The organism is Methanolobus zinderi, assembly GCF_013388255.1.
Classification (GTDB): Archaea; Halobacteriota; Methanosarcinia; order Methanosarcinales; family Methanosarcinaceae; genus Methanolobus; species Methanolobus zinderi.
This window is the reverse complement of sequence record NZ_CP058215.1, coordinates 814,532-840,360: the sequence shown is the minus strand read 5'-3', so window position 1 is coordinate 840,360 and position 25,829 is coordinate 814,532. Positions and strand designations below refer to the sequence as shown.

Annotated in this window: 22 protein-coding genes and 1 tRNA gene; 11 read left to right on the top strand and 12 right to left on the bottom strand. The window is 41.2% G+C overall.

Features of this window, described 5'->3' with window-relative positions; translation table 11 throughout:
- Positions 1-53: 53 nt before the first annotated feature.
- The 6 genes from HWN40_RS04205 to HWN40_RS04180 all read left to right on the top strand — a co-directional run bounded on the left by HWN40_RS04205 (position 54) and on the right by HWN40_RS04180 (position 8,595).
- A complete protein-coding gene (locus HWN40_RS04205; RefSeq protein WP_176964573.1) occupies positions 54-314 on the top strand; it encodes an H/ACA ribonucleoprotein complex subunit GAR1 in 261 nt (86 codons plus the stop codon).
- A 95-nt stretch (positions 315-409) separates the two neighbouring features.
- A complete protein-coding gene (locus HWN40_RS04200) occupies positions 410-1,423 on the top strand; it encodes a transcription initiation factor IIB (RefSeq protein ID WP_176964572.1) in 1,014 nt (337 codons plus the stop codon).
- 114 nt (positions 1,424-1,537) lie between these two features.
- Positions 1,538-2,149, top strand: coding sequence for a LysE family transporter (locus tag HWN40_RS04195; protein ID WP_176964571.1), 612 nt, complete (start codon positions 1,538-1,540; stop codon positions 2,147-2,149).
- A 2-nt stretch (positions 2,150-2,151) separates the two neighbouring features.
- Entirely contained in the window at positions 2,152-3,153 is a 1,002-nt protein-coding gene (locus HWN40_RS04190) for a class I SAM-dependent methyltransferase (RefSeq protein WP_176964570.1), read from the top strand.
- A gap of 63 nt (positions 3,154-3,216) precedes the next feature.
- Positions 3,217-3,288: transfer RNA gene (locus tag HWN40_RS04185), tRNA-Thr, on the top strand.
- 330 nt (positions 3,289-3,618) lie between these two features.
- Positions 3,619-8,595 (top strand): PAS domain S-box protein, encoded by a 4,977-nt coding sequence (locus HWN40_RS04180; protein WP_176964569.1) that lies wholly within the window; start codon positions 3,619-3,621, stop codon positions 8,593-8,595.
- 41 nt (positions 8,596-8,636) lie between these two features.
- On the opposite strand, the gene HWN40_RS04175 is transcribed toward HWN40_RS04180, so the two are convergent.
- On the bottom strand, positions 8,637-9,791 hold the full coding sequence (locus tag HWN40_RS04175; RefSeq protein ID WP_176964462.1) for an ISH3 family transposase: 1,155 nt from the start codon (positions 9,789-9,791) through the stop codon (positions 8,637-8,639).
- Positions 9,792-9,941: 150 nt separating this feature from the next.
- On the opposite strand from HWN40_RS04175, the gene HWN40_RS04170 reads away from it, so the two are divergent.
- A complete protein-coding gene (locus tag HWN40_RS04170; protein WP_176964461.1) occupies positions 9,942-10,187 on the top strand; it encodes a hypothetical protein in 246 nt (81 codons plus the stop codon).
- A 186-nt stretch (positions 10,188-10,373) separates the two neighbouring features.
- On the opposite strand, the gene HWN40_RS04165 is transcribed toward HWN40_RS04170, so the two are convergent.
- The 6 genes from HWN40_RS04165 to HWN40_RS04140 all read right to left on the bottom strand — a co-directional run bounded on the left by HWN40_RS04165 (position 10,374) and on the right by HWN40_RS04140 (position 16,224).
- Positions 10,374-11,056 (bottom strand): IS1 family transposase gene (locus tag HWN40_RS04165; protein ID WP_425487364.1). Its coding sequence is split into 2 segments (ribosomal slippage): positions 10,374-10,729 and positions 10,729-11,056, totalling 684 coding nucleotides; the frame shifts between segments, so codons are not numbered across the junction.
- Between the two features lie 201 nt (positions 11,057-11,257).
- A complete protein-coding gene (pstB, locus tag HWN40_RS04160; RefSeq protein ID WP_176964459.1) occupies positions 11,258-12,052 on the bottom strand; it encodes a phosphate ABC transporter ATP-binding protein PstB in 795 nt (264 codons plus the stop codon).
- Between the two features lie 9 nt (positions 12,053-12,061).
- Positions 12,062-12,913 (bottom strand): phosphate ABC transporter permease PstA, encoded by an 852-nt coding sequence (gene pstA, locus HWN40_RS04155; RefSeq protein WP_176964458.1) that lies wholly within the window; start codon positions 12,911-12,913, stop codon positions 12,062-12,064.
- Positions 12,914-13,807 (bottom strand): phosphate ABC transporter permease subunit PstC, encoded by an 894-nt coding sequence (gene pstC, locus HWN40_RS04150; protein ID WP_176964457.1) that lies wholly within the window; start codon positions 13,805-13,807, stop codon positions 12,914-12,916.
- Positions 13,808-13,862: 55 nt separating this feature from the next.
- Positions 13,863-14,867, bottom strand: coding sequence for a PstS family phosphate ABC transporter substrate-binding protein (locus HWN40_RS04145; protein ID WP_176964456.1), 1,005 nt, complete (start codon positions 14,865-14,867; stop codon positions 13,863-13,865).
- Between the two features lie 202 nt (positions 14,868-15,069).
- Positions 15,070-16,224 (bottom strand): ISH3 family transposase, encoded by a 1,155-nt coding sequence (locus tag HWN40_RS04140; protein WP_176964568.1) that lies wholly within the window; start codon positions 16,222-16,224, stop codon positions 15,070-15,072.
- A 348-nt stretch (positions 16,225-16,572) separates the two neighbouring features.
- Between HWN40_RS04140 and HWN40_RS04130 the strand changes: the two genes are divergently transcribed.
- Entirely contained in the window at positions 16,573-18,630 is a 2,058-nt protein-coding gene (locus tag HWN40_RS04130; RefSeq protein ID WP_176964567.1) for a PAS domain-containing hybrid sensor histidine kinase/response regulator, read from the top strand.
- A 79-nt stretch (positions 18,631-18,709) separates the two neighbouring features.
- Here HWN40_RS04130 and HWN40_RS04125 read toward each other — a convergent pair whose 3' ends face one another.
- The 4 genes from HWN40_RS04125 to HWN40_RS04110 form a co-directional block, all read right to left on the bottom strand.
- Positions 18,710-18,952 (bottom strand): hypothetical protein, encoded by a 243-nt coding sequence (locus HWN40_RS04125; RefSeq protein ID WP_176964566.1) that lies wholly within the window; start codon positions 18,950-18,952, stop codon positions 18,710-18,712.
- Positions 18,953-19,084: 132 nt separating this feature from the next.
- Complete coding sequence (locus HWN40_RS04120) at positions 19,085-19,672, bottom strand: c-type cytochrome (RefSeq protein WP_246275970.1); 588 nt, start codon at positions 19,670-19,672, stop codon at positions 19,085-19,087.
- A 257-nt stretch (positions 19,673-19,929) separates the two neighbouring features.
- Positions 19,930-20,847, bottom strand: coding sequence for a hypothetical protein (locus HWN40_RS04115; RefSeq protein WP_176964565.1), 918 nt, complete (start codon positions 20,845-20,847; stop codon positions 19,930-19,932).
- Between the two features lie 79 nt (positions 20,848-20,926).
- Positions 20,927-21,718, bottom strand: coding sequence for an HD domain-containing protein (locus HWN40_RS04110; RefSeq protein WP_176964564.1), 792 nt, complete (start codon positions 21,716-21,718; stop codon positions 20,927-20,929).
- A gap of 169 nt (positions 21,719-21,887) precedes the next feature.
- Between HWN40_RS04110 and HWN40_RS04105 the strand changes: the two genes are divergently transcribed.
- Together HWN40_RS04105 and HWN40_RS04100 are read left to right on the top strand one after the other, a co-directional pair.
- Positions 21,888-22,808 (top strand): mechanosensitive ion channel family protein, encoded by a 921-nt coding sequence (locus HWN40_RS04105; RefSeq protein WP_176964563.1) that lies wholly within the window; start codon positions 21,888-21,890, stop codon positions 22,806-22,808.
- 125 nt (positions 22,809-22,933) lie between these two features.
- Complete coding sequence (locus tag HWN40_RS04100; protein ID WP_176964562.1) at positions 22,934-24,091, top strand: pyridoxal phosphate-dependent aminotransferase; 1,158 nt, start codon at positions 22,934-22,936, stop codon at positions 24,089-24,091.
- Between the two features lie 7 nt (positions 24,092-24,098).
- Here the strand turns inward: HWN40_RS04100 and HWN40_RS04095 are convergent, their stop codons facing one another.
- Positions 24,099-24,836, bottom strand: coding sequence for a helix-turn-helix transcriptional regulator (locus HWN40_RS04095; protein ID WP_176964561.1), 738 nt, complete (start codon positions 24,834-24,836; stop codon positions 24,099-24,101).
- A 493-nt stretch (positions 24,837-25,329) separates the two neighbouring features.
- Between HWN40_RS04095 and HWN40_RS04090 the strand changes: the two genes are divergently transcribed.
- Positions 25,330-25,821 (top strand): metal-dependent transcriptional regulator, encoded by a 492-nt coding sequence (locus HWN40_RS04090; protein ID WP_176964560.1) that lies wholly within the window; start codon positions 25,330-25,332, stop codon positions 25,819-25,821.
- Positions 25,822-25,829 lie beyond the last annotated feature (8 nt).

Here is a 25,829-nt window from a genome sequence, read left to right as displayed (position 1 = left end):
GTAAGATAGAGACCACATAAAATTAAGGAAACAATATTCTAAATACTACAGACATGAAAAGACTGGGTAAAATACTACATATTTCAAAGCAGGATGATATCATCATCAGAGGGAATGAAAAGAAATACTCCGGATCCATAAGAGATATGCCTAGAATCAACTCTTTTGTTCTTGATAAATCGATAAAAAGAATAGGGAAGATCTCCGGAATCTTTGGACCCGTTGATTGTCCTTTTTTTATTGTGAAACCGAACAAGGGATTAACCGATCCTGACCTGAAGAATCTGATCAACGACCGGGTATACGTTCAGTGAGAGTAAGGTAGTTTTGGATATTGAAGATAGCAGCTTGATTGAGAAATGTAAAACTTGGGGAATATATTTTATATCTATGATGAAAGGTGATTGAAATGGTCGAAGTCGAAAGAGTACGTTATTCTGATACCTCCGAAAGGGAGAAAATACGTGCAATGATCAAAGCACGTAAAGAAAAAGAAAAGGACATGGAAGTTGAGAAGGCAAAGGTCCAGTGTCCTGAGTGTGGGAGCCGCAGTTTAGTACAGGACTATGAGAGAGCCGAACTCGTATGTGCTGATTGTGGGCTGGTAGTTGACGCAGAATTCGTTGATGAAGGACCTGAATGGCGTGCATTTGACCATGATCAGAGAATGAAGCGCTCCCGTGTAGGTGCGCCTATGACCTACACCATCCACGATAAGGGTCTCTCCACTATGATAGACTGGAGGAACCGTGACTCGTATGGTAAGTCCATCTCATCCAAGAACAGGGCACAGCTTTACAGGCTGAGAAAATGGCAGCGTAGGATACGTGTGAGTAACGCTACCGAGCGTAACCTTGCATTCGCACTTTCCGAACTTGACCGTATGGCATCAGCACTCGGTCTTCCGAGGACGGTACGTGAAACCGCTGCTGTGGTTTACAGGAAAGCGGTCGATAAGAACCTTATCCGTGGAAGGAGTATTGAAGGTGTAGCAGCAGCAGCATTGTATGCAGCATGCCGCCAGTGCAGTGTCCCGAGGACACTTGATGAGATAGGAGAGGTATCAAGAGTAAGCAGGAAAGAGATCGGTAGAACATACCGTTTCATCTCAAGGGAACTGTCGCTTAAGCTCATGCCAACCTCACCAATTGACTATGTACCAAGATTCTGTTCAGGACTGAACCTTAAAGGAGAAGTGCAGTCCAGAGGAGTGGAGATCTTAAGGCAGGCTTCCGAGAAAGAGCTTACAAGCGGACGTGGTCCAACCGGTGTGGCAGCGGCAGCAATTTACATCGCATCCATCCTTTGCGGTGAGCGCCGTACACAGCGCGAGGTCGCCGATGTTGCAGGTGTGACCGAGGTCACGATCCGTAACAGGTACAAGGAACTTGCAGAAGAGCTCGACATCGAGATCATTCTCTGAGCACACATGTAATTAAATACAACAAACAAGGGAACAGCCATGCTGCTTCCTTTGTTCTGATTCTTTTTTGCCAAAGCTTTTTTTAACAACTGATCCGATTAAGCAGTGTCGACCATGCTGGAATTATTTGAGATGCTGGCCATAGGTTTTGCTGTGGGAATGACAGGTGCACTTGTACCCGGTCCGATGCTTTTTGCCACAATAGATACATCCCTGAAAAAAGGATGGAGAGCAGGCCCGGAACTGGTCCTTGGTCACGCTGCTCTTGAGCTGGTGATCTGCATACTGATATTATACGGGATTACAGCTGTAAGTGACAATACTATTCTTGCGATCTCCATCATTGGAGGAGCCACACTGATAATTTTCGGCTTACTCACGATCAGAGGGGCAAAAAAAGCGTCTGATCCGATAAACGAACATACAGGAACGAGTACAAGCCCCATTCTTGCGGGAATTGTCACGTCAGCATCAAATCCATACTTCTGGATATGGTGGCTTGCTGCCGGCAGTGCACTTGTATTACGAGGACTTGAGATCAGCATGTTTGCCGCGGCAATGTTTGTTATCGGGCATTGGACAGCCGATCTTGGCTACTTCACTTTTGTTTCCGCATCCTTTAGCAGGGGAAAGAAGCTCATGTCACCAAAGCTTTATGAAAGGGTACTGATGTCTTGCGGGCTGTTCCTTGTCCTGTTCGGGTCATGGTTTATCATAGGTGTATGAACATGAGGAAAACGTGTATCAGGGTTTTGAAAAAAGAAGGCGAGCCGATCCGCAGGGAATTAATTGAAAGGGAGATACTGGATAATTCCGCACGAATCGGCTCCGAAGGAGAGTACCTGTACCTGCCTCTGACAGAAGAAGCAGATGCAGAGTCCCTTGAGGATATACCGGGAAATTTCAAAGTTACAGAATATGATTTCGAGGAGCAGAAAGGACAATTGAAACTTGAGGACCTTCTGGATGAAGTTCCCCATTTTGAAGTTGTGGGCGATATTGCGCTTATTGAGGATGACATTACAGAACCTGAGGAGGTGGCTGATGCCATCATGAAGGTAAAGAAAAATGTCAAAACCGTACTTGCAGCCCTCGGACCTGTGGAGGGAGAATTCAGGACCCGCAGGTTCAGTACAGTTGCGGGAGAGGACAGGACAGATACGATTCACAAGGAATACGGATGCAGATATCATATCGACCTTGAAAGGGCTTATTTTACGCCCCGTCTGGCTACGGAGCGCTCACGCATACTGGAGCAGGTCAAAGAAGGACAGACAGTAGTCGATATGTTTGCAGGTGTCGGACCCTACAGTATAATGATAGCTAAAAAAAGTCCCGACATACGCGTTATTGCCATCGACAAAAATCCCGATGCAGTAGAGTTTTTGAAAAATAATATAGAATTGAACTCGGCCAGCAACGTGGAAGCCATAGAAGGCGACGCAAATCTGCAAGCCGAAAAACTGGGCCGGGTTGCCGATCATGTGATCATGAACCTGCCACACAACGCACAGGATTTTCTTGATGCTGCAATAAAGGTATGTGCACCCGGTGCAGTGATCCACTATTATGACATCACACCGGAAGATGAGCTGTTTGACAGCTCTTTAAAGCTTATAGAAGAGGCTGCCGGGCGCGCAGACCGCCGGATCAAGTTGATTGATCAGCGTGTTGTCCGCTCTTATGCTCCCCACCAGTTCAATGTCTGTATCGAGGTCAAAATTATATGATATTGACAGGGAATAAGCGAAATGATTAAATCACTGGATACGATTATAGGGTTCGCTCACAGTGCCTCTGTGGCTTAGCGGTATAGCGGCTGATTCGTAATCAGCAGGTCGGGGGTTCAAATCCCCCCGGGGGCTTACTAAAGGATACAGGTTTGAGTTATAGTTCGTTCAGAAATTATGAGTGGGAACAAAGTTCTGAATGCAATTCCGGACAAGTAAGCTTGAAAGAATAAATAGATATGATATAACTGAGAATAATATATTGTTGATTGTATCTGAACCAGGGAAAGTAATTATATAGTGATTTAGATGTGCGTAACATTTAATCATTTAAGCTGTATCATGAAATATACCTGCCAGAGGAGTGGTTATAAACATGACAAAACAGTTCACATTCGATCTGACATCTTAGAGAAAAGATGATCTGATGTGGAGCTGAAATGATAACTGTGGGAAGGGACATTAATGGGGAAAGATGAACACAAGCCGGCGGATAGCCTTTGGGGTGACTATCCGACCGGATACAGAGCATTATTTGATAACAATCATGCAGCTATGCTTCTTATAGACTCCGCAAGTCTTGAAATCGTGGATGCAAACAGTGCCGCATGTAACTTTTACGGATGGTCACGGGAAGAGATTATCAGTAAAAAAATATCCGATTTTAGTATTTTACCGGAGCAGGAACTAATAGCTAAGATCCAAAGGGCAAAGGATGAAAAACTCGATCATTGCCTTTTCGAACATAGGCTTGCAGATGGATCCCGGTGTAATGTTGATGTTCATTGTATTCCTTTAATAGTTGAAGATAAGGAACGTCTCTGTTTTACAATAACCAGGATTACTGATACAAAGAAACAAGAGATAACTTCAGAGGAAGCCATAGTACAGAGCGAAAAAAAGTACCGTGAGCTTTTTGAGAACAATATTAGTGGCATACTTGTCACGAAAAGCGTCAGAGATGGGAACGGATATCCGGTCGATTTCATTTTTCTGGAAGTGAATGATGCCTTTGAGACACATAGCGGCTTGAAAGCTGAAGATGTAATAGGAAAGCATGCAACTGAAGTATATCCTGGTATCGAAAACAGGAAAAACACCTTTATCGATATACATCGGGATGTAGTACTTAATGGGACCCCTATAAATGTTGAATTATATTCTGAAGAATTAAAGAGACATCTTAGTGTCACTGCATATCCAGTAGAGAAGAACATTGTTGTTGGTGTTTTTGAGGATATTACCGAGCGTAAGTTGATGGAAGAAAAGCTCAGGAAAAGCGAAAAGCGATTCCGGACACTTGCCGAAAATGCTGACGATATAGTATACAGCTATGAATATGTCCCAAAAAGGCGATTCACTTACATCAGTCCCGCCGTCACAAGAATATCCGGTTACACTCCCGAAGAATTCTATGAAGACCCGGACCTGCCTTTCAAGATAATGCATCCTGACGATCTGCCTGATACAAAGAATATATTGAAAGAACATAACGAGAGAACCACTTACACTTTCCGCTGGATAAAAAAAGAGGGGGATGTAGTCTGGATCGAACAAAAGAGCCTCTGGCATTATGATGAAAATGGAAAGGTCGTAGCATTTGAAGCAATAGCCAGAGACGTTACTAAAAATAAACAAATAGAACAAGAGCTGGCAGAGAACCAGGAAAAATACCAGATGCTTGCTGACGCCTCCTTTGAGGGTGTTATCTTTCACGATAATGGTGTCGTGATCTATGCAAACGATGCCATATGCCGTATAACAGGATATTCAAAAGAAGAAATACTGGGAAACAATATCCTGGAACTGGCTGTCCATCCCGATGATATTGAAATCACCATAGAACAGATGAAAAATAAGGTTGCACAACCCTATGAAGTCCGAGCTATCAGAAAGGATGGTACCCTGTATCCGGCAGAAGTTGAATCCTATGATGTAAATTATAAGGGACGCCGGGTTCGTGTGGCAGCAATAAGGGATATCACTGAACGCAAAAGGGCAGAAAAGGAATTACTGGAAAGCGAAGAAAGGTTCAAAGCACTTCACAACGCATCCTTTGGAGGAATCGGCATCCATGACAGGGGTTTGATCCTTGAATGCAACCAGGGTCTTTCCGACATGACAGGTTATTCCCAGGAAGAGCTGATAGGAATGAACGGTATGCTTCTCATAGCAGAAAAAGACCGGGATGAAGTGATGGAAAAGATACGTAGTGGTTATGAGAAACCGTATGAAGCAATGCTACATTGTAAAAATGGCAGTGAATATCATATCAGGCTGGAATCAAGAAATATACCCTACAAAGGAAAAGAGGTAAGGGTTACTGAGTTCAGGAATATCAGCAAACAGAAAAAAGCAGAAGAAGCACTCAGAGAGAGTGAAAGAAAATACCGTGGACTTTTTGAGAACAATATTAGCGGCATAGTGATAACGGAAATTATCACGGATGAAAAAGGATGTCCAATAAATTATGTTTTTCAGGAAGTAAATAATGCTTTTGAGAAACATACAGGTCTCAAAGACGAAGATGTAATAGGAAAGCGTGTGACTGAAGTGTTGCCAGGTATTGATAAAAAGAAAAATACTGCCTTTAATCTGCACAAGAAGGTGGCACTTACCGGAATTCCTACCAGTATTGAAACATATTCAGAGTACTTAAAAAGACACTACAATATCAATGCCTACAGAGTTGAAGAGAATATTGTTGCTAGTGTTTTCCAGGATATCACTGAAAGAAAAAATGCTGAGAACAAACTGATTGAGAGTGAAGAAAAACTTAGGTTGTTCATAGAACATGCCCCGGTGTCGTTAGCGATGTTAGACCGAGATATGCGACATATAGCCGTAAGTCGTAGATGGCTTGAAGATACCAGCGCTACTGAAAATATCATCGGCCTGTCACATTATGAACTATACCCTAATCTGAGTGATGAAATCAAGGAAGCACATCAGCGAGCCCTGAAAGGAGAAATTGTCCGCAAAGAAGAAGACTTTGTTAAACTACCTGATGCAAATGAGATATGGTCACGCTGGGAGGTCAGGCCATGGAAAGCAGCTGATGGCACCATTGGCGGAATTATCATCTTCTCAGAGAATATCACTGAAAGAAAAGAAGCTGAAGTCGCACTAAAAGAAAGTGAAGCCCTTCTGAATGAGGTAGGAACCATTGCTAAGATAGGAGGATGGGAGTATGATGTGGCAAGTGGAACCGGCAAATGGACCCCCGAGGTTTACAGGATCCATGAAGTGGAACTCAACTCCGACATAAGTGTCGCAGATGCTCTTGATTTTTATTCAGCGGACTCAAGAAAGATCATTGAAAAAGCATTCAACGATGCTATCAAAAAGGCAGAACCATATGACCTTGAACTGGAATTGATCACTGCAAAAGACAATCGTAAGTGGGTCAGGGTAAGTGGCCGTCCAAAAGTGGTTGATGGTAAGGCTGTGAAAATAACAGGTACAATGCAGGATGTAACCAATCGTAAACAGGCTGAAATTGCACTTCAGGAAAGTGAAAGAAAATACCGTGGTCTTTTCGAGAACAACATGAATGGCATACTTGTCACGAAAAGCATCAGAGATGAGAACGGATATCCGGTTGATTTCATTTTTCTGGATGTGAACAGTGCTTTTGAGGTACATACCGGATTAAGACTCGAGCAGGTAGTAGGAAGACGTGCAACTGAAGTGTATCCCGGGATCGAGGAAAGGGAGAACACCTTTATCCATCTGCACAGAGATGTGATACTGAGCGGAAGTCCACTCAATGTTGAAATTTATTCTGAAGAACTGGAAAAACACCTCAGTATTGCTGCATATCCCGTAGAAGAGGACATTGCTGCTGCCGTATTCCATGATGTGACCGAACGCAAAAATATAGAGACAGCACTAAAGAATAGTGAAAGTCAACTGCGCACATTGATAAATACTATTCCTGATCTTGTATGGCAAAAGGATGTCAACGGAGTATACCTTTCATGTAATACCAAATTTGAGGGCTTCTTTGGTGCAAAGGAAGAGGAAATCGTTGGAAAGACCGACTATGATTTTGTTGATAAGGAACTTGCTGATCTATTCAGACAGAAAGACATAGAGGCACTAGAAGCTGGCAGGCCTTTAGTTAATGAGGAATTCATCACCTATGCAATTGATGGACACGAAGAATATCTGGAAACCAGAAAATGTCCCATGTATGATCAAGATGGGAAACTCATCGGAGTTGTGGGCGTTGGTAGAGATATCACAGAGCGTAAACATAATGAGGAAAAATTACGTCAAAGTGAATCTCTCCTGAATGAAGTAGGGATACTCTCCAGAGTTGGAGGATGGGACTTTGATGTGGCAACTGGAGCCGTTAAGTGGACGCCTGAGATTTACAAGATATTTGACCTGGAGCCTGACTTCGAACTTGCTTATGGAAATACACTGGAATTCTATTCTACTGTTTCAAGGAAAAGTGTGGAAAAAGCATTCAACGATGCTATAGAAAAAGCAGAAGCATATGATCTTGAGCTTGAATTAACTACTCCAAAAGGCAATCATAAATGGGTCAGGACGATCGGACGCCCAACGATGGAAAATGGAAAAGTTGTAAAGGTAACCGGATCATTCCAGGACATCACGCAACGCAAAAATGATGAGAATAAACTCATTGAGAGTGAGGAAAAACTTAGATCATTTATAGAACATGCACCTGTCGCAATGGCAATGCTGGACCGTGATATGCGACATGTGGCAGTGAGCCGTTACTGGATCGATAAATATTCTCTTGCTGACAGGAATATTATCGGAATATCCCATTATGATCTTTTTCCGTATTTAAAAGAAGAACACAAAGAGGCACATCGCCGTGCTTTGAATGGCGAAGTTGTCCGAAAAGATGAAGATTATATTGTGCGGGCTAATGGAAGTGCAGAATGGGTACGCTGGGAGGTCAGACCTTGGAAAACAGCCAGTGGAGCCATTGGTGGCATTGTTATCGTAACAGAAGATATAACTGAAAGAAAACAAGCACAAGACAAACTGCTTGAAAATAAAAAGCTTCTCAGTGAAGTCAGTCGGATAGGTAAAATTGGCGGATGGGAACTGGACCTCATATCTGGTGAAACTACATGGACACCTGAAGTTGCAAAGATACATGAGCTGGATACAGATAGGGCAGCAAGTGTTGAAGATGGCTTATCATATTACCCTCCTGAATCAAGGGAGATAATTGAAAAGGCAGTAAATGATGCCATTGAAAATGCTGAACCATATGAGCTTGAGCTGGAGTTTGTAACTGCTAAAGGAAACAATAAGTGGGTCAGAACAAGCGGTTATCCGAAAGTGGTAGATGGAAAGGTCGTTAAAATCACCGGCACATTGCAGGATATCACTGAGCACAAAATTGCAGAAAACAAACTGCTTGAAAGCGAAGCTCTACTCAATGAAGTTCAGTAGTTCTCTAATTTTACCTTCATCTTGTTCCTTCTACTATTGAATTACCTTAAACATTGCACTACTAACTGGATTCTTAACTTTCTCCTAAGCCATTCTTCAACAAACAGAATAAACCTGGCAAATCTAAACTTATCCTCATCAATGGTTATTGGACCCGGTTTTACTATTGTGAAATGTTTTTTCTGGAGACAGAGCCATGCATTTCTCAGCAGGAACGATATTAGTGTAAAGAAGTATCTGAAAGTTACATCTTTTGTTGATGTTCTTGGTTTAACGATATTTCTCATCCTATATGATGACTCGATAGCAAACCGTCTTCTGTAGACGTTACTAACCTTCCTTTGAGACCATTTAATTCCATAAACAACAAAAGCAAGGTTTTCACACCCATATTTGCCTCTTTTACCTTTCAGATACTTGACATCAATTACAATATCCAGATGAACTTCTTTCTTTTGAGCATTCTTCATTACATATTCAGCAGACCTTGCTTTTCTCCCTTTAAGCAGTTGCTTGATTGCTTTTCCTCTTCTTACGACTGGTGTAATGTGAGGGATATCTTTGTTCTGTAAGAACTCAAACACATCAACTGAATAGAACTCTCGATCCAGACAAAGCACCTTGATATTGAAATCCAGTTCATCGATAAGATCTATGAAATAAGTGAGGTAATCAACCTTTGTTTTATTCCTTTCAACAGGAATAACTGCAAGAGTATATCTCTCGTTCTTGTTTATGATAGAGAGTGATACATATGAATAAAAAGAGTTAGTGGATTTCTTGGCCTGACTACGTATCACGTAGTCTTCATTGGATGAATCAACTTTTCCATAATATGGATCATTTGTAAAATCGATAGCAAACTCATACTTTTTCTCTGGTTTTAGAGTACTGACAGAACTTTGAAGAAGAATGCTTTGATTTGCCTGAACAAGCTCTTCAAGACTTAGTTTCCTGAGATGGTACCGTAAAGATGTCTCGCAGGGAATCTCTTGATAGTGTTTTGACGCAGAATGAACTGAACTTTTATCCACTGCCATACATATGGCAGTGTTAAATAGATCTTTAGAGCTAAGTTGACCGTTTATCTTGATATCGATATTATCTATAAGTGGTTTCAGAACAGCATCAATACATTGTTTTGGTCTTAATTCAAGTTTAGAATTGGTTCGTGAATTGGATGCTAGAAATGACATATGGCGGCGTTCCCGCCGCATATAAAGCTATCGGGAAGTATAATTCGGTGGCCTATTCAAAATTAGCGAAGTACTGACATTCTAAAAACGTCAAAAGCTGTAAAAACAAATGATAGATTCTTTATTCGCCATAGAAGTATAACCCGCACAATGGAGTATGATGAAATAAAGTATTTCCATTCATCAGAAACAAAAATTAATCAGGATATTCCAGAAGAAATGGATATTATAACTGTTCTCAACTACGGAAATAATAAAAATATTATAATAGATTCTGGAAAATCAATCCTTACATTGAATCAAGAGTTAAAAAATTTTCCGGAGTGCACAATTTATGCAAAGAATTATAATCGGTTTTACGACAAATGTTTCAATCTCAATGCATTTTTTCTCTAATCAGTGCTTCTTAAAACATATAATATATAAATATATTTCTCTAAAATTCCTGTATTTACGGAGTGCATATAAAAAACTAAATGGCATATAGTTTCAACTTAACTAAATTATTTTGCAACCGTATCTCAGGTTGTAAGCTAAAATATACTGGCATTGTAGTGTCTTAACGAATCCAAAAAGGTATTGTTAATCAACCATAGCTAATTCTTTATTCCTATACTTCATTAACAGAAGAACAGAGTATTTTAGCATTTCAAGACTTTTGGTATAACACTTTGTTTTTCTCCTCAGTCTTGCCAGAAAGTGTCTGAATATACTGTTATATCCTTCTACTGTATATGTTTCTGCCTTTGAGGTTGTATGAATGTTCTCAGGAAGGAATTCTGAATATGCTCTCCAGCTATCGGTCATTACTTCTCCGATCTGCTTTTTCTCTAGTTTTCTCCAGAGCTCTTTTCCAGTTTTGGTTCCTCTGTTCCCAAAAGAGCAGTTGATGAATCTTTTCCCAGTTCTATCAACAGCAATCCAGATCCAGCAGTAATTTTTTTTTGGTTGATGTAAGTATGCATTTCATCTAAGTCAACAACACCTATCTCGTTTTCGCTTTTTAGATCCTCTAACTCCTGTCCAAATTTCTTTATCCATTTTTGGACAGAAACATGACTAACTCCTAAATAACGTCCGATTGAACGAAATCCCAATCCTTCAAGATATAGCTGCAAGGCTTGTCTTTTGACCGATCGGGGAAAAGCAGTTGATTTAAGTTCGACTGTATAATTATATCCACAATCATGACATTTATAACGTTGACGTCCATTGATTATACCATTCTTTTTGTTACTGAAACTATTGCACTTTGGACAATCCATGATTAAACATACGTTGTCATAGTATATAACTATATATGGTTACCAATACCACTTGTTTTTTTTTAATTTATTGAGTAAACTTAAAATCTCCTGCCTGCTGTCAAAAAAAAGGATACGTAGAAAATTATTCGCCAACTCTTTTTTGGGCGGACTGTTCATCCGCCACAGAACCCTATAATGACCATGATACTGTCTCCGTCCTCAAGTACATGTTCGAACTCTGTCGATTTTTGTTTCCGTAAGGAAAGTTCCGTTAATATAAGCCTGGGTCCTCTCATCCTTTGGATTTTCTAATACTTCATCAGCCTGACCATGCTCGATTATTTCTCCGAGATAAAGATGAATTACATAGTCGGCAAGCCTCATTGCCTGGTGGATATTGTGCGTGACTATTACAATGGTATAGTCATTCTTCAATTTCAGAAGCTGCTGCTCGATATACTGTGATGATACGGGGTCAAGGGCGGATGTAGGCTCGTCGCAGAGAATGATCTCCGGTTCAACTGCAAGTCCTCTTGCAAGGCATAGTCTCTGTTGCTGACCTATTGATAACTGCGATGCCGGAGATTTTAGTCTGTCTTTGACTTCTTCCCACAAACCGGCAAGCTTGAGATATTTCTCAACAACAATATCAAGATCACGTTTCTTTTTCATGCCATGAATTTTTGGACCGTATGCGATGTTCTCGTAAATAGACATTGGAAGCGGGGTGGGCTTCTGAGCAAGTAATCCCATTTTCTTCCTGATGTTTACAACATCTGTTTTCCTGTCAAAGATGTCTTCGTCGTCTATCAGGATCTTCCCTGAATAGGTAACCTCATCTGTAAGGTCAATGAGTCTGTTCATGCACTTGAGCAACGTGGATTTACCGCAGCCAGAAGGGCCTATTATAGCAGTGATCTGATTTTTCGGTATTTCCACGGATATATTCTTTAACGCATGTTTTTTGCTGTAAAATACTTTTACATTATCGATTTTAATATGGGTTTCGGACATTTCATACACCTATTTTATGATGTATCTCGCATATTTTCTTGAAAGAATCCTTGCAGTTATGTTGATGACTAAAATTATTATCAAGAGAATTATAGCCGATGCATATGCTTTCTGCTGAATCTGCGGCAGGGGCGTCCCTAGCTGGAAAAATATAGCAAGTGGGAGAGATGCTGTGGCATCAAAAAGAGAAGTGGGAATGCGATCAGTATATCCTGCTGTGAAAAGTACGGATGCGGCATCCCCTATTCCTCTTCCAAAAGCTATCAACACTCCGGTCATAAGACCGGGAAGAGCCTGTTTTGCAACAACTCTCTGTACGGTCTCAAGTCTTGTTGCTCCAAGGGAAAATGATGCTTCTTTAAGTTCATAGGGAACTGTTTTTATGACCTCTTCCATTGATCTCGTCATGATAGGGAGTTCCAGAAGTGTGAGAACTATTATTCCCCCAAGCAGGGATGCTCTCATGTGAAAAAGCATCAAAATTGTGAACCCAAATGCCCCGTACACAATGGAAGGGGTGCCCCAAAGAATATCAAGTGAGAGGCGTGTCAGGTTTGATAGTTTTGTTCCTCCAGAATATTCTTTCTGGAGATAGAAAGCAATCCCGATGCTCAGGAAAAACGCCAGTATAGTACTAGCCGATGCAAGATACAGCGAACCTATGATGGCATTCAGGATACCTCCTCCTTTTCCTAAGTAATAACCGCCTTCTGCTGTCTTTGTGAGCATATCAAGGCTCAGAGCAGGTAAGCCTTTCCAGAGTATTATCCCGATCACTGTAAGGAGGCTGCTCACTACTATTGCAAGAGACAGTATCATCAATACACGAAAAATCAATTCCTCAATCCTTCGAATCTCCATCTAAATAACACCCTTTTCTATTTTAATAAGTACCATCCTTGCAAAGATATTGAATACCAATACAACGATAAAAAGCATCAATGCCGCAAGCAGTATCGCTGAATCGTAGAGAGGGACAGACATCATTTCACCGAAAGTATTTGCGATAAGAGCGGGAAGGGGATAAGCCGGATCAAAAATTGATGAAGGTACTCTGGATACGTTTCCTACAACCATAAGCACAGCCATTGTCTCACCAAACGCTCTTGAAAAACCAAGAACTATTGCCGCAAATATCCCGGGTTTTGCCTTCCTCAGAACTACATATTTGATGGTCTGCCACTTTGTAGCACCGACGGATAGGGAAACTTCTCTCAAATCCTGGGGAACGCTTCTTATAACTTCATTTGTAACCGAAATAATTATTGGGAATACCATAATCGAAAGCACAATTCCTCCTGCAAGGACACTGTACCCTCCTACGGTTTCCACGTCAAGGGCAGGAGCAAGGGTATTTTTAATGAAAGGTACTACTGCGAGCACACCCCAGAGACCGTATACAACCGAAGGGATTCCTGCAAGCAGATCAATCAGAGGATTGACAGCAGTCCTCAGACCTTTATCTGCATATTCTGAAAGGTATATTGAGCTTAACAGGCTTACAGGTACTGCAATTGCAAGAGCAAGTACTGTAACCCACAGTGTCCCCAGGATAAACGGAAAGAAACCAAACTTTCCTGAATAAGGGCTCCATTCTTTTGAGAACAGGAGATCGTAGATAGGTACTGTCGATAATATGGGACTTGCTCTGTAATAAAGGCTAGTAAGCATGAAAAAGAACAGCAGGCAGGCAAATGCTGTCATTGCGAGCATCATCCTGCTTGAAATACTGTCCTTGAGTCTTCTGATGTTCATAGTAATTTCTGCTCTTTCTTACATCCAGTGGGTTTTTCTTGTTTGTTCATGCCGGTTAATCGACTTTTTCTATTCCCTCGTTTATCTGATCCTGTGGAAGAACGATGTACCCTGATTCAGAAATGAACTTCTGTCCGTCAGTGAGTGTCCATTTGATGAAATCATCCACAATACCGGTTGGTTTGCCTTTTGTTACGAGGTTCAGATCTCTTGCAGGCGGTGAAGGAAACTGGTCATTCCCGATAGCTTCTACTAGCTCATCCAGTGTTCCGTAGAAGTCCTCATCAGTATCGATCTTGCCGTTCCCATTCAGATCAAGAGGTATTATCTCGATACCTTCTACAGGTTTTCGTGTGTTTGGATCATATGCAAAGTTAATGTTGTTATAACCGATTCCCAATTTGTCCTGCCTAACAGCTTCGGCAAGTCCCGGATCACCATTCACACCAACACCCTTAAGGTCTTCCTGCTTATAGTTGCCCAAGTATTTTGCCCATGTTGCAGGTGCACCTGCGGCATCCGAGCGAGTGTATACGTTGATCTTGTCATTGTTGCCCGTATCCCCTGTCGCCTGTCCCCATGTTTTTATGGTACCATTGATGTATATTTGCTCAAACACATCTCTTTTTAGTCCATTTTCCTTAAGTTGTGTAACTGCAGGATTATTACTATTGACTGTTGGCACAACGGCATCTTTTGTTATTGCTATCCAGTATGCACCTTTTTCCTCTTCTTCAGGTGTAATTTCTCTTGAGACCATGCCGATATCCACAAGCCCTCCCAGAGTATCAGCCATACCTTTGCCCGCTCCTCCGGCGCTGATGTCAAACTTCACTTTCGGATGCAGTTTTTGGTATTCCTCTCCCCATTTGAGCATCATAGGATACAGAGCAAAAGCACCTGAGATACGTATTGTACCTTCAGGTTCTTCCGCTGCTGGTGTCTGTGTATCGCTCGAAGATGTAATCTGGGTTTCGGATTCAGACCTGTCAACGCATCCGGATAACAATGCTACAATGAAAACCGTAAGTATAACAGTTATGAGAATTTTTCTATTCATTAATTCACCTCGAATTGTTTAACTTTTTGTTGGCCGTTTACAACAAATCAGGCTACGAATAAACCGGGACGTATAAATTTGTAACGAAATGGGTAATAATTGGCAGCGTAACTATAGTCTTTAACTCAACAAATCACACTTTTAATTTGTTCATTCAGTAGTTCTCTAATTTTACCTCCATCTTGTTCCTGCCACTATTGAATTACCTTAAACACTGTATTACTAACTGAATTCTTAACTTTCTCCTAAGCCACTCTTCAACAAACAGAATAAATCTTGCAAACCTGAACTTGTCCTCATCAATGGTTAGAGGACCTGTTTTTACTATTGTGAAATGTTTTTTCTGGAGACATAGCCATGCATTTCTCAGCAGGAACGATATTAGTGTAAAGAAGTATCTGAAAGTTACATCTTTTGTTGATGTTCTTGGTTTAACGATATTTCTCATCCTATATGATGACTCGATAGCAAACCGTCTTCTGTAGACGTTACTAACCTTCCTTTGAGACCATTTAATTCCATAAACAACAAAAGCAAGGTTTTCACACCCATATTTGCCTCTTTTACCTTTCAGATACTTCACATCAATTACAATATCCAGATGAACTTCTTTCTTTTGAGCATTCTTCATTACATATTCAGCAGACCTTGCTTTTCTCCCTTTAAGCAGTTGCTTGATTTCTTTTCCCCTTCTTATTACTGGTGTAATGTGAGGGATATCTTTGTTCTGTAAGAACTCAAACACATCAACTGAATAGAACTCTCGATCCAGACAAAGCACCTTGATATTGAAATCCAGTTCATCGATAAGATCTATGAAATAAGTGAGGTAGTCAACCTTTGTTTTATTCCTTTCAACAGGAATAACTGCAAGAGTATATCTCTCGTTCTTGTTTATGATAGACAGTGATACATATGAATAAAAAGAGTTAGTGGATTTCTTGGCCTGACTACGTATCACGTAGTCTTCATTGGATGAATCAACTTTTCCATAATATGGATCACTTGTAAAATCGATAGCAAACTCATACTTTTTCTCTGGTTTTAGAGTACTGACAGAACCTTGAAGAAGAATGCTCTGATTTACCTGGATAAGTTCATCAAGACTTAGTTTCCTGAGATGATACCTTAAAGATGTTTCACATGGAATCTCTTGATAGTGTTTTGACGCAGAATGAACTGAACTTTTATCCACTGCCATACATATGGCAGTGTTAAATAGATCTTTAGAGCTAAGTTGACCGTTTATCTTGATATCGATATTATCTATAAGTGGTTTCAGAACAGCATCAATACATTGTTTTGGTCTTAATTCAAGTTTAGAATTGGTTCGTGAATTGGATGCTAGAAATGACATATGGCGGCGTTCCCGCCGCATATAAAGCTATCGGGAAGTATAATTCGGTGGCCTATTCAAAATTAGCGAAGTACTGAAGTTGGAAGAATTGGAAAAATTGGTGGATGGGAGTTAGATGTAGCAACAAATGTAATTACATGGACACCTGAGGTCGCAAGAATCCATGAAACTGAAGAAATTGGCACCTTTGGGAAAGCAATAGAGCGTTTTACTCCTGAATCAAGAATTATACTTGAAAAAGCAACAAATGATGCTATAGAAAAAGGCGAGCCATTCGACCTTGAACTGGAAACTATCACCGGAAAAGGCAATTACAAATGGGTAAGAGCAAGTGCCCGCCCGAAGATAGTGGATGAGAGGGTCGTTAAGATAACAGGTACATTGCAGGATATAACAGCGCGCAAAGAAGCCGAAAAAGCACATATTGAAAGTGAAGAACGGTTTAAAGCACTACACAACGCCTCTTTTGGTGGAATTTTCATCCACAAAGACAATATCATAATTGACTGCAACCAGGGACTTTCAGAAATGACCGGCTACACGGTTGAGGAATTGATCGGGATGGACGGACTGCTGCTTACAGCCAAAGCGTACAGAGAGAAAGTAGTGGGCAATATTAATGCAGGTTATGAGAAGCCATACGAGTTGATGGGGCGTCGAAAAGATGGAAGTGAGTATCCGGTTTATGTACATGCAAAAGTTATTCCATATAAAGGAAGGAAGGTCAGAGCTGTTGAGTTCAGAGACATTACAGAGCAGAAGAAAGCAGAAGAAAAACTGCGTGAGTATGCTGATGAACTAAAGTTAAAAAACATTGAACTTGACAAAGCCCTGATAAAGGCAGAAGATGCCACAAAAGCAAAAAGTGATTTCCTTGCCAATATGTCACATGAGATACGCACACCAATGAACGGCATTATCGGAATGACGAACCTGCTCCTTGATACAAAACTTACCGAGCAGCAGAAACACTATGTTGATACCGTGAATAAAAGTGGTGAGGCACTACTCGAGATCATCAATGACATACTTGATATCTCCAAAATAGAGGCAGGTAAGCTGACTCTTGAAAAACTGGATGTTAATTTGAATGATATCCTGGAAGAAATGGAACCCATATTGTCTGTAAAAGCTCATGAAAAAGGACTTAAACTCAGATACGTGACAGATCCCGACGTACCATCTTACATCAAAGCTGACCCTGTAAGACTGAAACAAATACTGATAAACCTGGGCGGAAATGCCATCAAATTCACCCATGAAGGCGAAATTGTCATCCGGGTGAGCCAAAAATCCGAAACTGAATCAGATGTAACATTGCACTTTTCTGTAAAAGATACTGGCATTGGAATTCCTGATGACAAAAAGAGCCTGCTTTTCAAAAAATTCAGCCAGGTTGACACATCAACAACACGCAATTACGGAGGTACAGGACTTGGACTTGCAATCTCCAGGCAGCTTGTGGAGATGATGGGAGGCAGCATGGGTGTTGAAAGTGAGGAGAACAAGGGGTCTGAGTTCTGGTTTATTGTGAATTTTGAAAAGCATTCAGTATCCGGATTAAAAGATAAAGTGGCACAGGAAACACAGGATTCCACAAATAATGATGGCGCTAAAATACACAATGCTGATATGAGGATCCTGCTGGTTGAGGATAACATCATAAATCAGAAAGTTGCACAGAGTATCCTGAGTAAACTCGGACTTGACGCAGACATTGCAAATAATGGCATAGAAGCAATAAAGATACTTGAAAGAAAAGACCATGACCTTGTTTTTATGGACGTACAGATGCCAGATATGGACGGTTTCGAAGCTACCCGAATAATAAGAAACCCCAATTCTGCAGTCCGCAAACATGATATTCCTGTCATCGCAATGACCGCACATGCAATGGAAGGAGACAGAGAGCGCTGTCTCGAAGCAGGTATGGATGACTACATCTCAAAACCAATTGAGATTGAGGCACTTACCGGACTGCTGAACAGATATTCAGTAAAATCAAGTGAAAAAAACCATATTGATGATACATCTTCTGAAAAGAAGAATGCCTTTGAAAGTTTGCCGGTATTTGACAGCGAGGCATTCATGGAAAGAGTGCTGAATGATGTGAAGATAGCCAGATATATAATTGGGATCTTCCTGGAAAATGCGCCCAAAATGATTACTAGTTTAAAGGATTCTGTGGAGAAGGAAGACATAGGTAGTATCAGCAGCTGCGCACATTCCCTGAAAGGTTCTTCTGCAAACCTTGGAGGAGTGGCTCTGAGTGGTCTTGCCAATGAAATAGAAGCAGCAGTAAAAGCAGATAATATCGAGAACATAAGGGCCATGGTGCCAGAAGTAGAAAGGCATTTTGAATTGCTTGTGGCGGAACTGAAGGGCTTTGAAGCTGAGCACAGATAGCTGATCTGATATTTTGTATAATGTTCCGGATTCACAGAAGATGATCTGACAACTTAAGTATAACCTGTCTTCCCTGGACTTAATCCCCGATAAAATAAGCCTTGACAGTCCACATGGTTCCGATAAAGACCATGAACACACCGGTTAAACCAACATTGAAGATGATAGACGCAGGAATAGATATATTTCCGGTCTCACCACATGAACCTTCAGGAACCAGGTCAATTCCGAAAAGCCCGCATGTGGATGACAGGATAGCTACCAAGAAGACAATAACAAGACCTGCACCCACCATATATACCGGCGTTTTTAAGTGGTTCATACGCCGGTAATAATGTTCAAAAGATATAACTGTTGGCATATCAAAATTGTTTCAAACATATTTGAAATGGGTGTGTATACACCCGAATATGAATTTGTTAATTATATGAGCACATTCATAGTCGGTCCTTAGTTACAACTGCTTCAAGTAATCTACAGTATCGTTAAGGTCCCCTTCGGTCATATGCCACCTTGGCATCACAGGATCCAGTTCTTCTCCTGTAGGATCAACACCTTCTCTTATGGCTCTTTTGATGGTCTCATCAGTATAAGGAGGATGCTCTTCACCTTCTTCTGCTTCATGTTCTTCAGATGTAAGCGAATCATATCTTATGTCTGCCGGCAGTTCATAGGCCATCATGATAGGAACGCCGCCTTCACCGTTTACTCCATGACAGTTTACACAGCTTCCACCATGAACATAAAGCCAGTTCGGACCGTATGAGAATGGGATACGCTGTCCGCTTTCATTGTACCCTGTATAGTATATCATTTCACCATTTGAGTCAAACTGTGCATTATTACCCGGCTCTTCATATGGATAGACAGTGTCAGGATCTCTGATCCCACCCTGACCCATCATTCCTCCGGGCTGATTATAGCCCGGCATATAGTCCGTATAGCCCGGTGCGGGGTTATTCATCATACTAATTACCCATACCAGAAGTATGACTATGACAAGCCCCAGAAGTGCAAAGAAATATCTTTCGAATTTATTCACTCTCAAGTTCCCCTATTAATAGTGGGAATGAGAGCAATAAATACTTTAGGTAATTCTTGGATCACCATTTACGAATAAGTCTAAAATCCAGGGAATAAACTGAATTACATGCAAGTTATGCATGAATAAATATATTTTTATATTAGTACTGCATATTAAATTATAGGCCGGGTTCATAACGTACCACCAACAACCAACCACCAACCATTTTTATCCGGCCAATCTTCTTTTACAATCAATCTTATAAACCGATTATTTCAGGAAATATCGCCTATCTGCAGAAGGTTAAGAATTCCATGACAGTTACATGTGGTTGCTATAAACGGGAGCCTGTTTTCCAAATCGGCGTCTAAAGGCAGACACTCTAATTGATTCACATACTTCATGAAAGAAATCAGATTATCTTTGAGATCCCTGCCCTGTATCCCACCGATACCCGGTCCCATCTGACGGCTTTCGAATACCCAGCCGGGCCTACCCTGTTTAATTTCACGTGCATAACTGGTGATTGTCTTTGGTTTTTCCCCCTTGAAGTTATAACAGTAATTTTCCTGTCCCCTGCAGTTATCAGGACACAGTTCCCCGGGGCGGGCGTAAGAGAGGAAGATCGCACCATGCTCAGGAAAAGTTCCTGCCACAATATTTTCGGGAAATTCGGATACAATGCTCTGGAAAACATCCAGCCGATCCCTGTCAGCTTTATCCATGGAGACCTCACGGATAAGATCGGCATCCATATCAAGATTCACAAAGTCCGCAATAATATCAACGGCCGCATGTGACGGAACCGCAGGAATGATATATTCAGGTATGCCGTAACCCAGTAGAGAGGGAATGTCCTTTGAATCCATGCAGAAAAAATAGATTTCAGTGTTTTGAACGGTCCTGTTCTCCTCCGGTGGAGAACTAGCTCTAAGATAAGTATCTGTGTTCAGTGAATCGAGAATATCAGCCAGATCCTTCCTGTCCTCAAAAACCTTCCCAAGCTTTGAGGCCGGAGCCTTGCAATCGATATCTATGACAAGTACAAATGGCAGACCATGATCTTCTGCGTATTCCACGAATTTGCTCCCGATCTTCCCGCCGCCGATTACAAGATAATAACCGCTGATTATCGAAAGTGCGTTTACCCTGTCAATTTTAAGATCAATCTGTCTGCTTAAATCCGGGTCCATTATCCGATCACCCCTTCCAACACTGAATATTAAAGTAATTACTTCAAAGAAGATCATATTTTGCATATACCTGCATGATTTAATCCTTCCCGGAGAGCACGCTGTCAATACAGCTATTCAGATGATCACGTACTCTCCGGATATCAGGGTCCTGTGGCAGTTGAGCAATTGTTCTTTCAATATACCCTTTTTCCGCAACAAGACGAAACGTCTCAGGGAAGTGCATGTCAAAGACCCAGGCAAGCCTTGCGAGCCTTAAATCGTTGCAGGTCCTGACACCTGCAGTGCTTGAGATCCTGTTATTGAGTATATCATCGACCATATAGTGGGAGTATTCCGGAATATCCGGCAAACCCAATTCCAGTGCAGGGTTCGGCGATTTATCTTTCATGGAATAATGGTCGTCCAGGACCTTCAGAATATCCAGCTTATCCGCATCCCTGACAAGCCTACAATGGAAGAGGCACTCACGATCCAAATTCTGTGGGAGCTTTTTGGCATTGTGATGGGATATAGCTGTACAGATAATCTCCTGCTCTTCTGAAGGCAGGGGGGAAAGAACTTTCTCAAATCTCAATATATTTACACCCAGAAGGGCATGGTTCTCGGATTCCGAGTCCTTGAATGTACGATATTTCTGAAATTGCTCGAAGCGACCGATGTCATGGAAAAGTGCGATTGTCATTGCAAGATACAGCTCATCATCCGGCAGTTGTTCTGATCCGCAGATCAAGGAAGCATTCTGACAGACCCTCAGACTATGATCTTCCTTGAGTTCTATGTTCTGTGCAATGTAAGGGTCGTCCGAATAAAAGGACCTTACATATTGCGAAAACCATTTCCTGAAATACTGATAGTTATCTTTTTCCATCCAGTTCAAGATGCCATGAATATGTAAAGTTTTTTTCGATATATCATATAAATCAGATTTTTTACAACATGTTTAAATAACAAAAGAAACAAATTTTCATTTAAACGGGGTTGGAATGTTTCATCACTGAAGCATTTACTGGTAGATCAATTAGAAAGGGGTACATATAATGGCAAATCCATCGGTAACGAGTAGTGTATACGATTTAACGGGTGAAACTATCAATTTTCTCCCGACTTTACTGGCAGTAATAATACTGATCATCGTTGGCTGGATAGCGGGAAGAGCACTTGGTAAAATTGGAGCAAGTGTCCTTGACAGGATAGGACTTGATGATCTTATAGAGAAAACATCACTGGGAGCGATGTTTGACAGATCGCAGGTTACTGTAGTAGAATTCTTTGATGCAGCCATAAGATGGTTTGTTTATATTGTTTTCGCGGTTATTATTATTGACCTTTTGCAGATACAGATAGTAGCGGATTTCATCACAACGATAATTCTCTATATCCCGATCATACTCTCAGCATTGTTAGTCCTGATAATAGGTTTGCTTGTGGTTGATTTCCTCGCAGACCTGATAGAGAATATAATTGTCGCATCAGGAGTTGACGAACGTCTTGAGAGTACAAGTTACGGAAGTGCGATGAAGTCAAGCGGAGTCACTTTTTCCAGCTTGACAGCCTGGATCTTCAAGCTTTTCGGATATCTTGTATTCATTGTTGCCGCACTTGACATCCTCAACCTGCCAATGATAGCAGTGGTTATCGGAGAGATACTGGCATATCTTCCGAACCTGTTCGCAGGATTGCTCATACTTGTAGTAGGACTTCTTGCGATAGATCTCTTTGCAGACTATATCGGCAGTATGATGAAGACAATGGACGTTGAAGGCAGCGATATATGGATTCCCGCGCTCAGAGGTTTCCTGGCGCTGATAGTGGTCCTGCTTGCCCTTGACACATTGCTGATCGACACAAGTATATTCTATATACTTCTCGAACCGCTAGCATGGGGTATTGCGATTGTGGTTGCCTTCCGCTGGGGCATAAAGGAAGCCATAGTTGCTTACGCCAGAGAAAGGAAATAAACTTTCTATACCAGGCTCACAGGCCTGGTCACTTTTTTTAGAAGCGCACTACAGTGCGACGAAAACTGTTTTATATTTTTACCCGTTCCTGAACCTATAGACCAGTTCAGGGAACGTGCACTACAATGAAAATCAGTCTGTCAGACAAGATTGTTAATATGCCGCCATTCCATGTCATGGAAATACTGGAAAGGGCACAGGAACTTGAAAGAGAAGGAAGGAAAATCATCCACCTTGAGATAGGAGAACCCGATTTTCCCACTGCAGCACATATTTGTGAAGCCGCAACTGAGGCTATGTGTGCGGGCAACACGAAATACACTCACAGCCAGGGCCTGATCGAACTCAGGGAAGCCATAGTTGAAAAATATAAATCTCAATTCGGTGTGGACATCATTCCCGAACAGGTAATAATTTCTTCCGGAACCAGCCCTGCAATGCTTCTACTGTTCATGGCGCTTTTGAACCCCGGGGACGAGGTGATAATGTCAAATCCCCATTATGCATGTTATCCCAATTTTGTAAGGGCAGTGAACGGAGTTCCCGCTTTTGTTTATACCGACAGGGATGATGGATTTGTACTGCACGCTGAAGCTGTCATGGAAAAGATCAATGAAAAGACAAAAGCGATACTCATCAATTCACCATCAAACCCCACAGGTCAGGTACTGAGCCCCGGAACTTTACAGGATCTTGCGGACGTCGCAGGCAATGTCCCGATAATCTCGGACGAGATATATCAGGGACTTGTGTACGAAGGTGAGGACCACACCATTCTGGAATACACGGAAAATGCTTTTGTACTGAACGGTTTTTCGAAGCTATATGCAATGACCGGATGGAGATTGGGTTACCTGATAACCCCGAAAGAATACATAAGGACCCTGCAGAAAATGCAGCAGAACTTTTTCATATCCACGAACGCATTCGTGCAATATGCCGGAATTGCAGCCCTGCGAGGACCCCAGGATACTGTGAGAGAAATGGTCTCAACATATGACAAAAGACGTCGTTACCTCTTACAGAGAATAAAAGAAACGGGCATGGAAGTAAAGAGCGAACCAAAGGGTGCCTATTACATACTTGCTGATGCACGCAAGTTCGGAGAGAATTCCCTGGAGCTCAGTCAGAGGATACTCGAGGACATTGGTGTTGCAGTTACACCTGGAATTGATTTTGGAGACGGTGCCGAAGGCTATCTGCGCTTTTCTTACGCAAACAGTCTCGAAAACATAAAAGAAGGCATGGACAGACTACAGGAATATCTGGCTTCCAACAGATGACAGCCGATCATATATCAGTAATCAGTACTGACTTATTCCTATAGTAGTCAAACAACTCCCTTCCCCAGCTCAGTGCACCGGGGCTTTGCAAAAGTATGTGTTTATAGTCATATTTGATCTGGTCAGAGTTGGAAAGTAATCTTAGCATTATACCGTAATCATTCAGCGTAAAAGAAATCAGGTCGATATTATTATCATAGCGATACATTTCCATATTACTGTAGCCAAGAAGCCATTTTAAGTCCCCGGACCTCTCCTTTTTCAGCTTATTGAAAAGTTCACCGGTAATTATTACGGAAACTGATATATCCCTTTCCATATACTCTGAAAATATATCCCTGAAATTCGGGAATAAAAAAGTGGTCATACCCATAACGGATTTTGATTCTACCGAGCTTGTTTGAAACTCTTTATTTGCTTCACAGATTTCAAGAGGTGAGGGGTTAAAAACAGTGCACGGACCAATATCACTCATCTTTGTTAAGAGATGCGAAGGAATAAAATCCATGTTATATTTGCCCATAGCACTTAACAGTTCAAGCGTATTGATCAATGGGATCATTTTTTCGCTTATCATCCTGCCCATTACTGTTAATTGACATGAACCTTCGCTTACTGAAATAAGGTTCCACTCTTCCATCATCCTGATCTGGGGAAAAAGAGCCTGCCTATTGACATCGAAAGTTGCTAATATGTCCCAAATATCCCTTTTGCCATTTCTTAACAACAGAAGTATATCTTTCACCAGGCTTGAGGTGAATAAGATATTGAGTAGATTTTTATCCATATAGATCACATCGGAGATTCACGGATCCTGTTTTCCGGATATCAATATATTTATAGAATGCATCTGGAATAAAATGCTAACCGTATGGAAAATACAGGTCGATATTCCTGTAAATTATACATCCCATTATATAATTTTCCTATTGATAATATTATATTAGAAATCAGATGTATAAATATCTTATTCTTTGGTATTTTTTTACTATGTTAAAGAGATTTAAATAATTCTTAAAACACATTTCTCAAAGCCTGATAGAGAAAAGTCTGCAATCTGAAAGCTTTGAACTTAACAATTTTAGCCAAAGCTACAAAATATAGTAAACTTAGGAAGGTATATATAGGGATTCAATCATAGAAATTAACTATATAGTCGGCTTATTAAAAAATATTTTTATATGCTTACTTTATCCAGACTGCCCGCCAGAGAACACAAACCCGCATAGTGAGAATCCATGACAACAGAAAGAGTTGAAGATTACCTGAAGGCGATAGAAAAGGTGATCGAGAAAAAAGGTTATGCCCAGGTAAAAGATATATCAAGAGAGCTTGAACTGAGCTCTCCAAGTGTTACAGGAATGTTTAAGAAGCTTACCAAACTCGGCTACATAAACTACGAGAAGTATGGCGGAGTCACATTAACACCCGAAGGAGAAAAAATTGCCAAATGCACCATGGAAAAACATGGTGTGATAAGGGATTTCCTTGAGATACTGGGAGTTGAGGAAGAGACGGCAGATCAGGATGCATGTAAGATCGAACATGTTCTTGCCCCCGAGACCTTCGAGGTTCTTACAAAGTTTGTTGAATTCATTGACAGAAGGGAAGAGTGGCCATACTGGCTGGACCATTTCAGGCATTACTACACTACGGGCGAATATATCGAGTGCACCCCCGCAGCAAAGGATAGCTGCCCCCTGCATGGAAAAAAGACAAAGACTACATGATCTTGTTT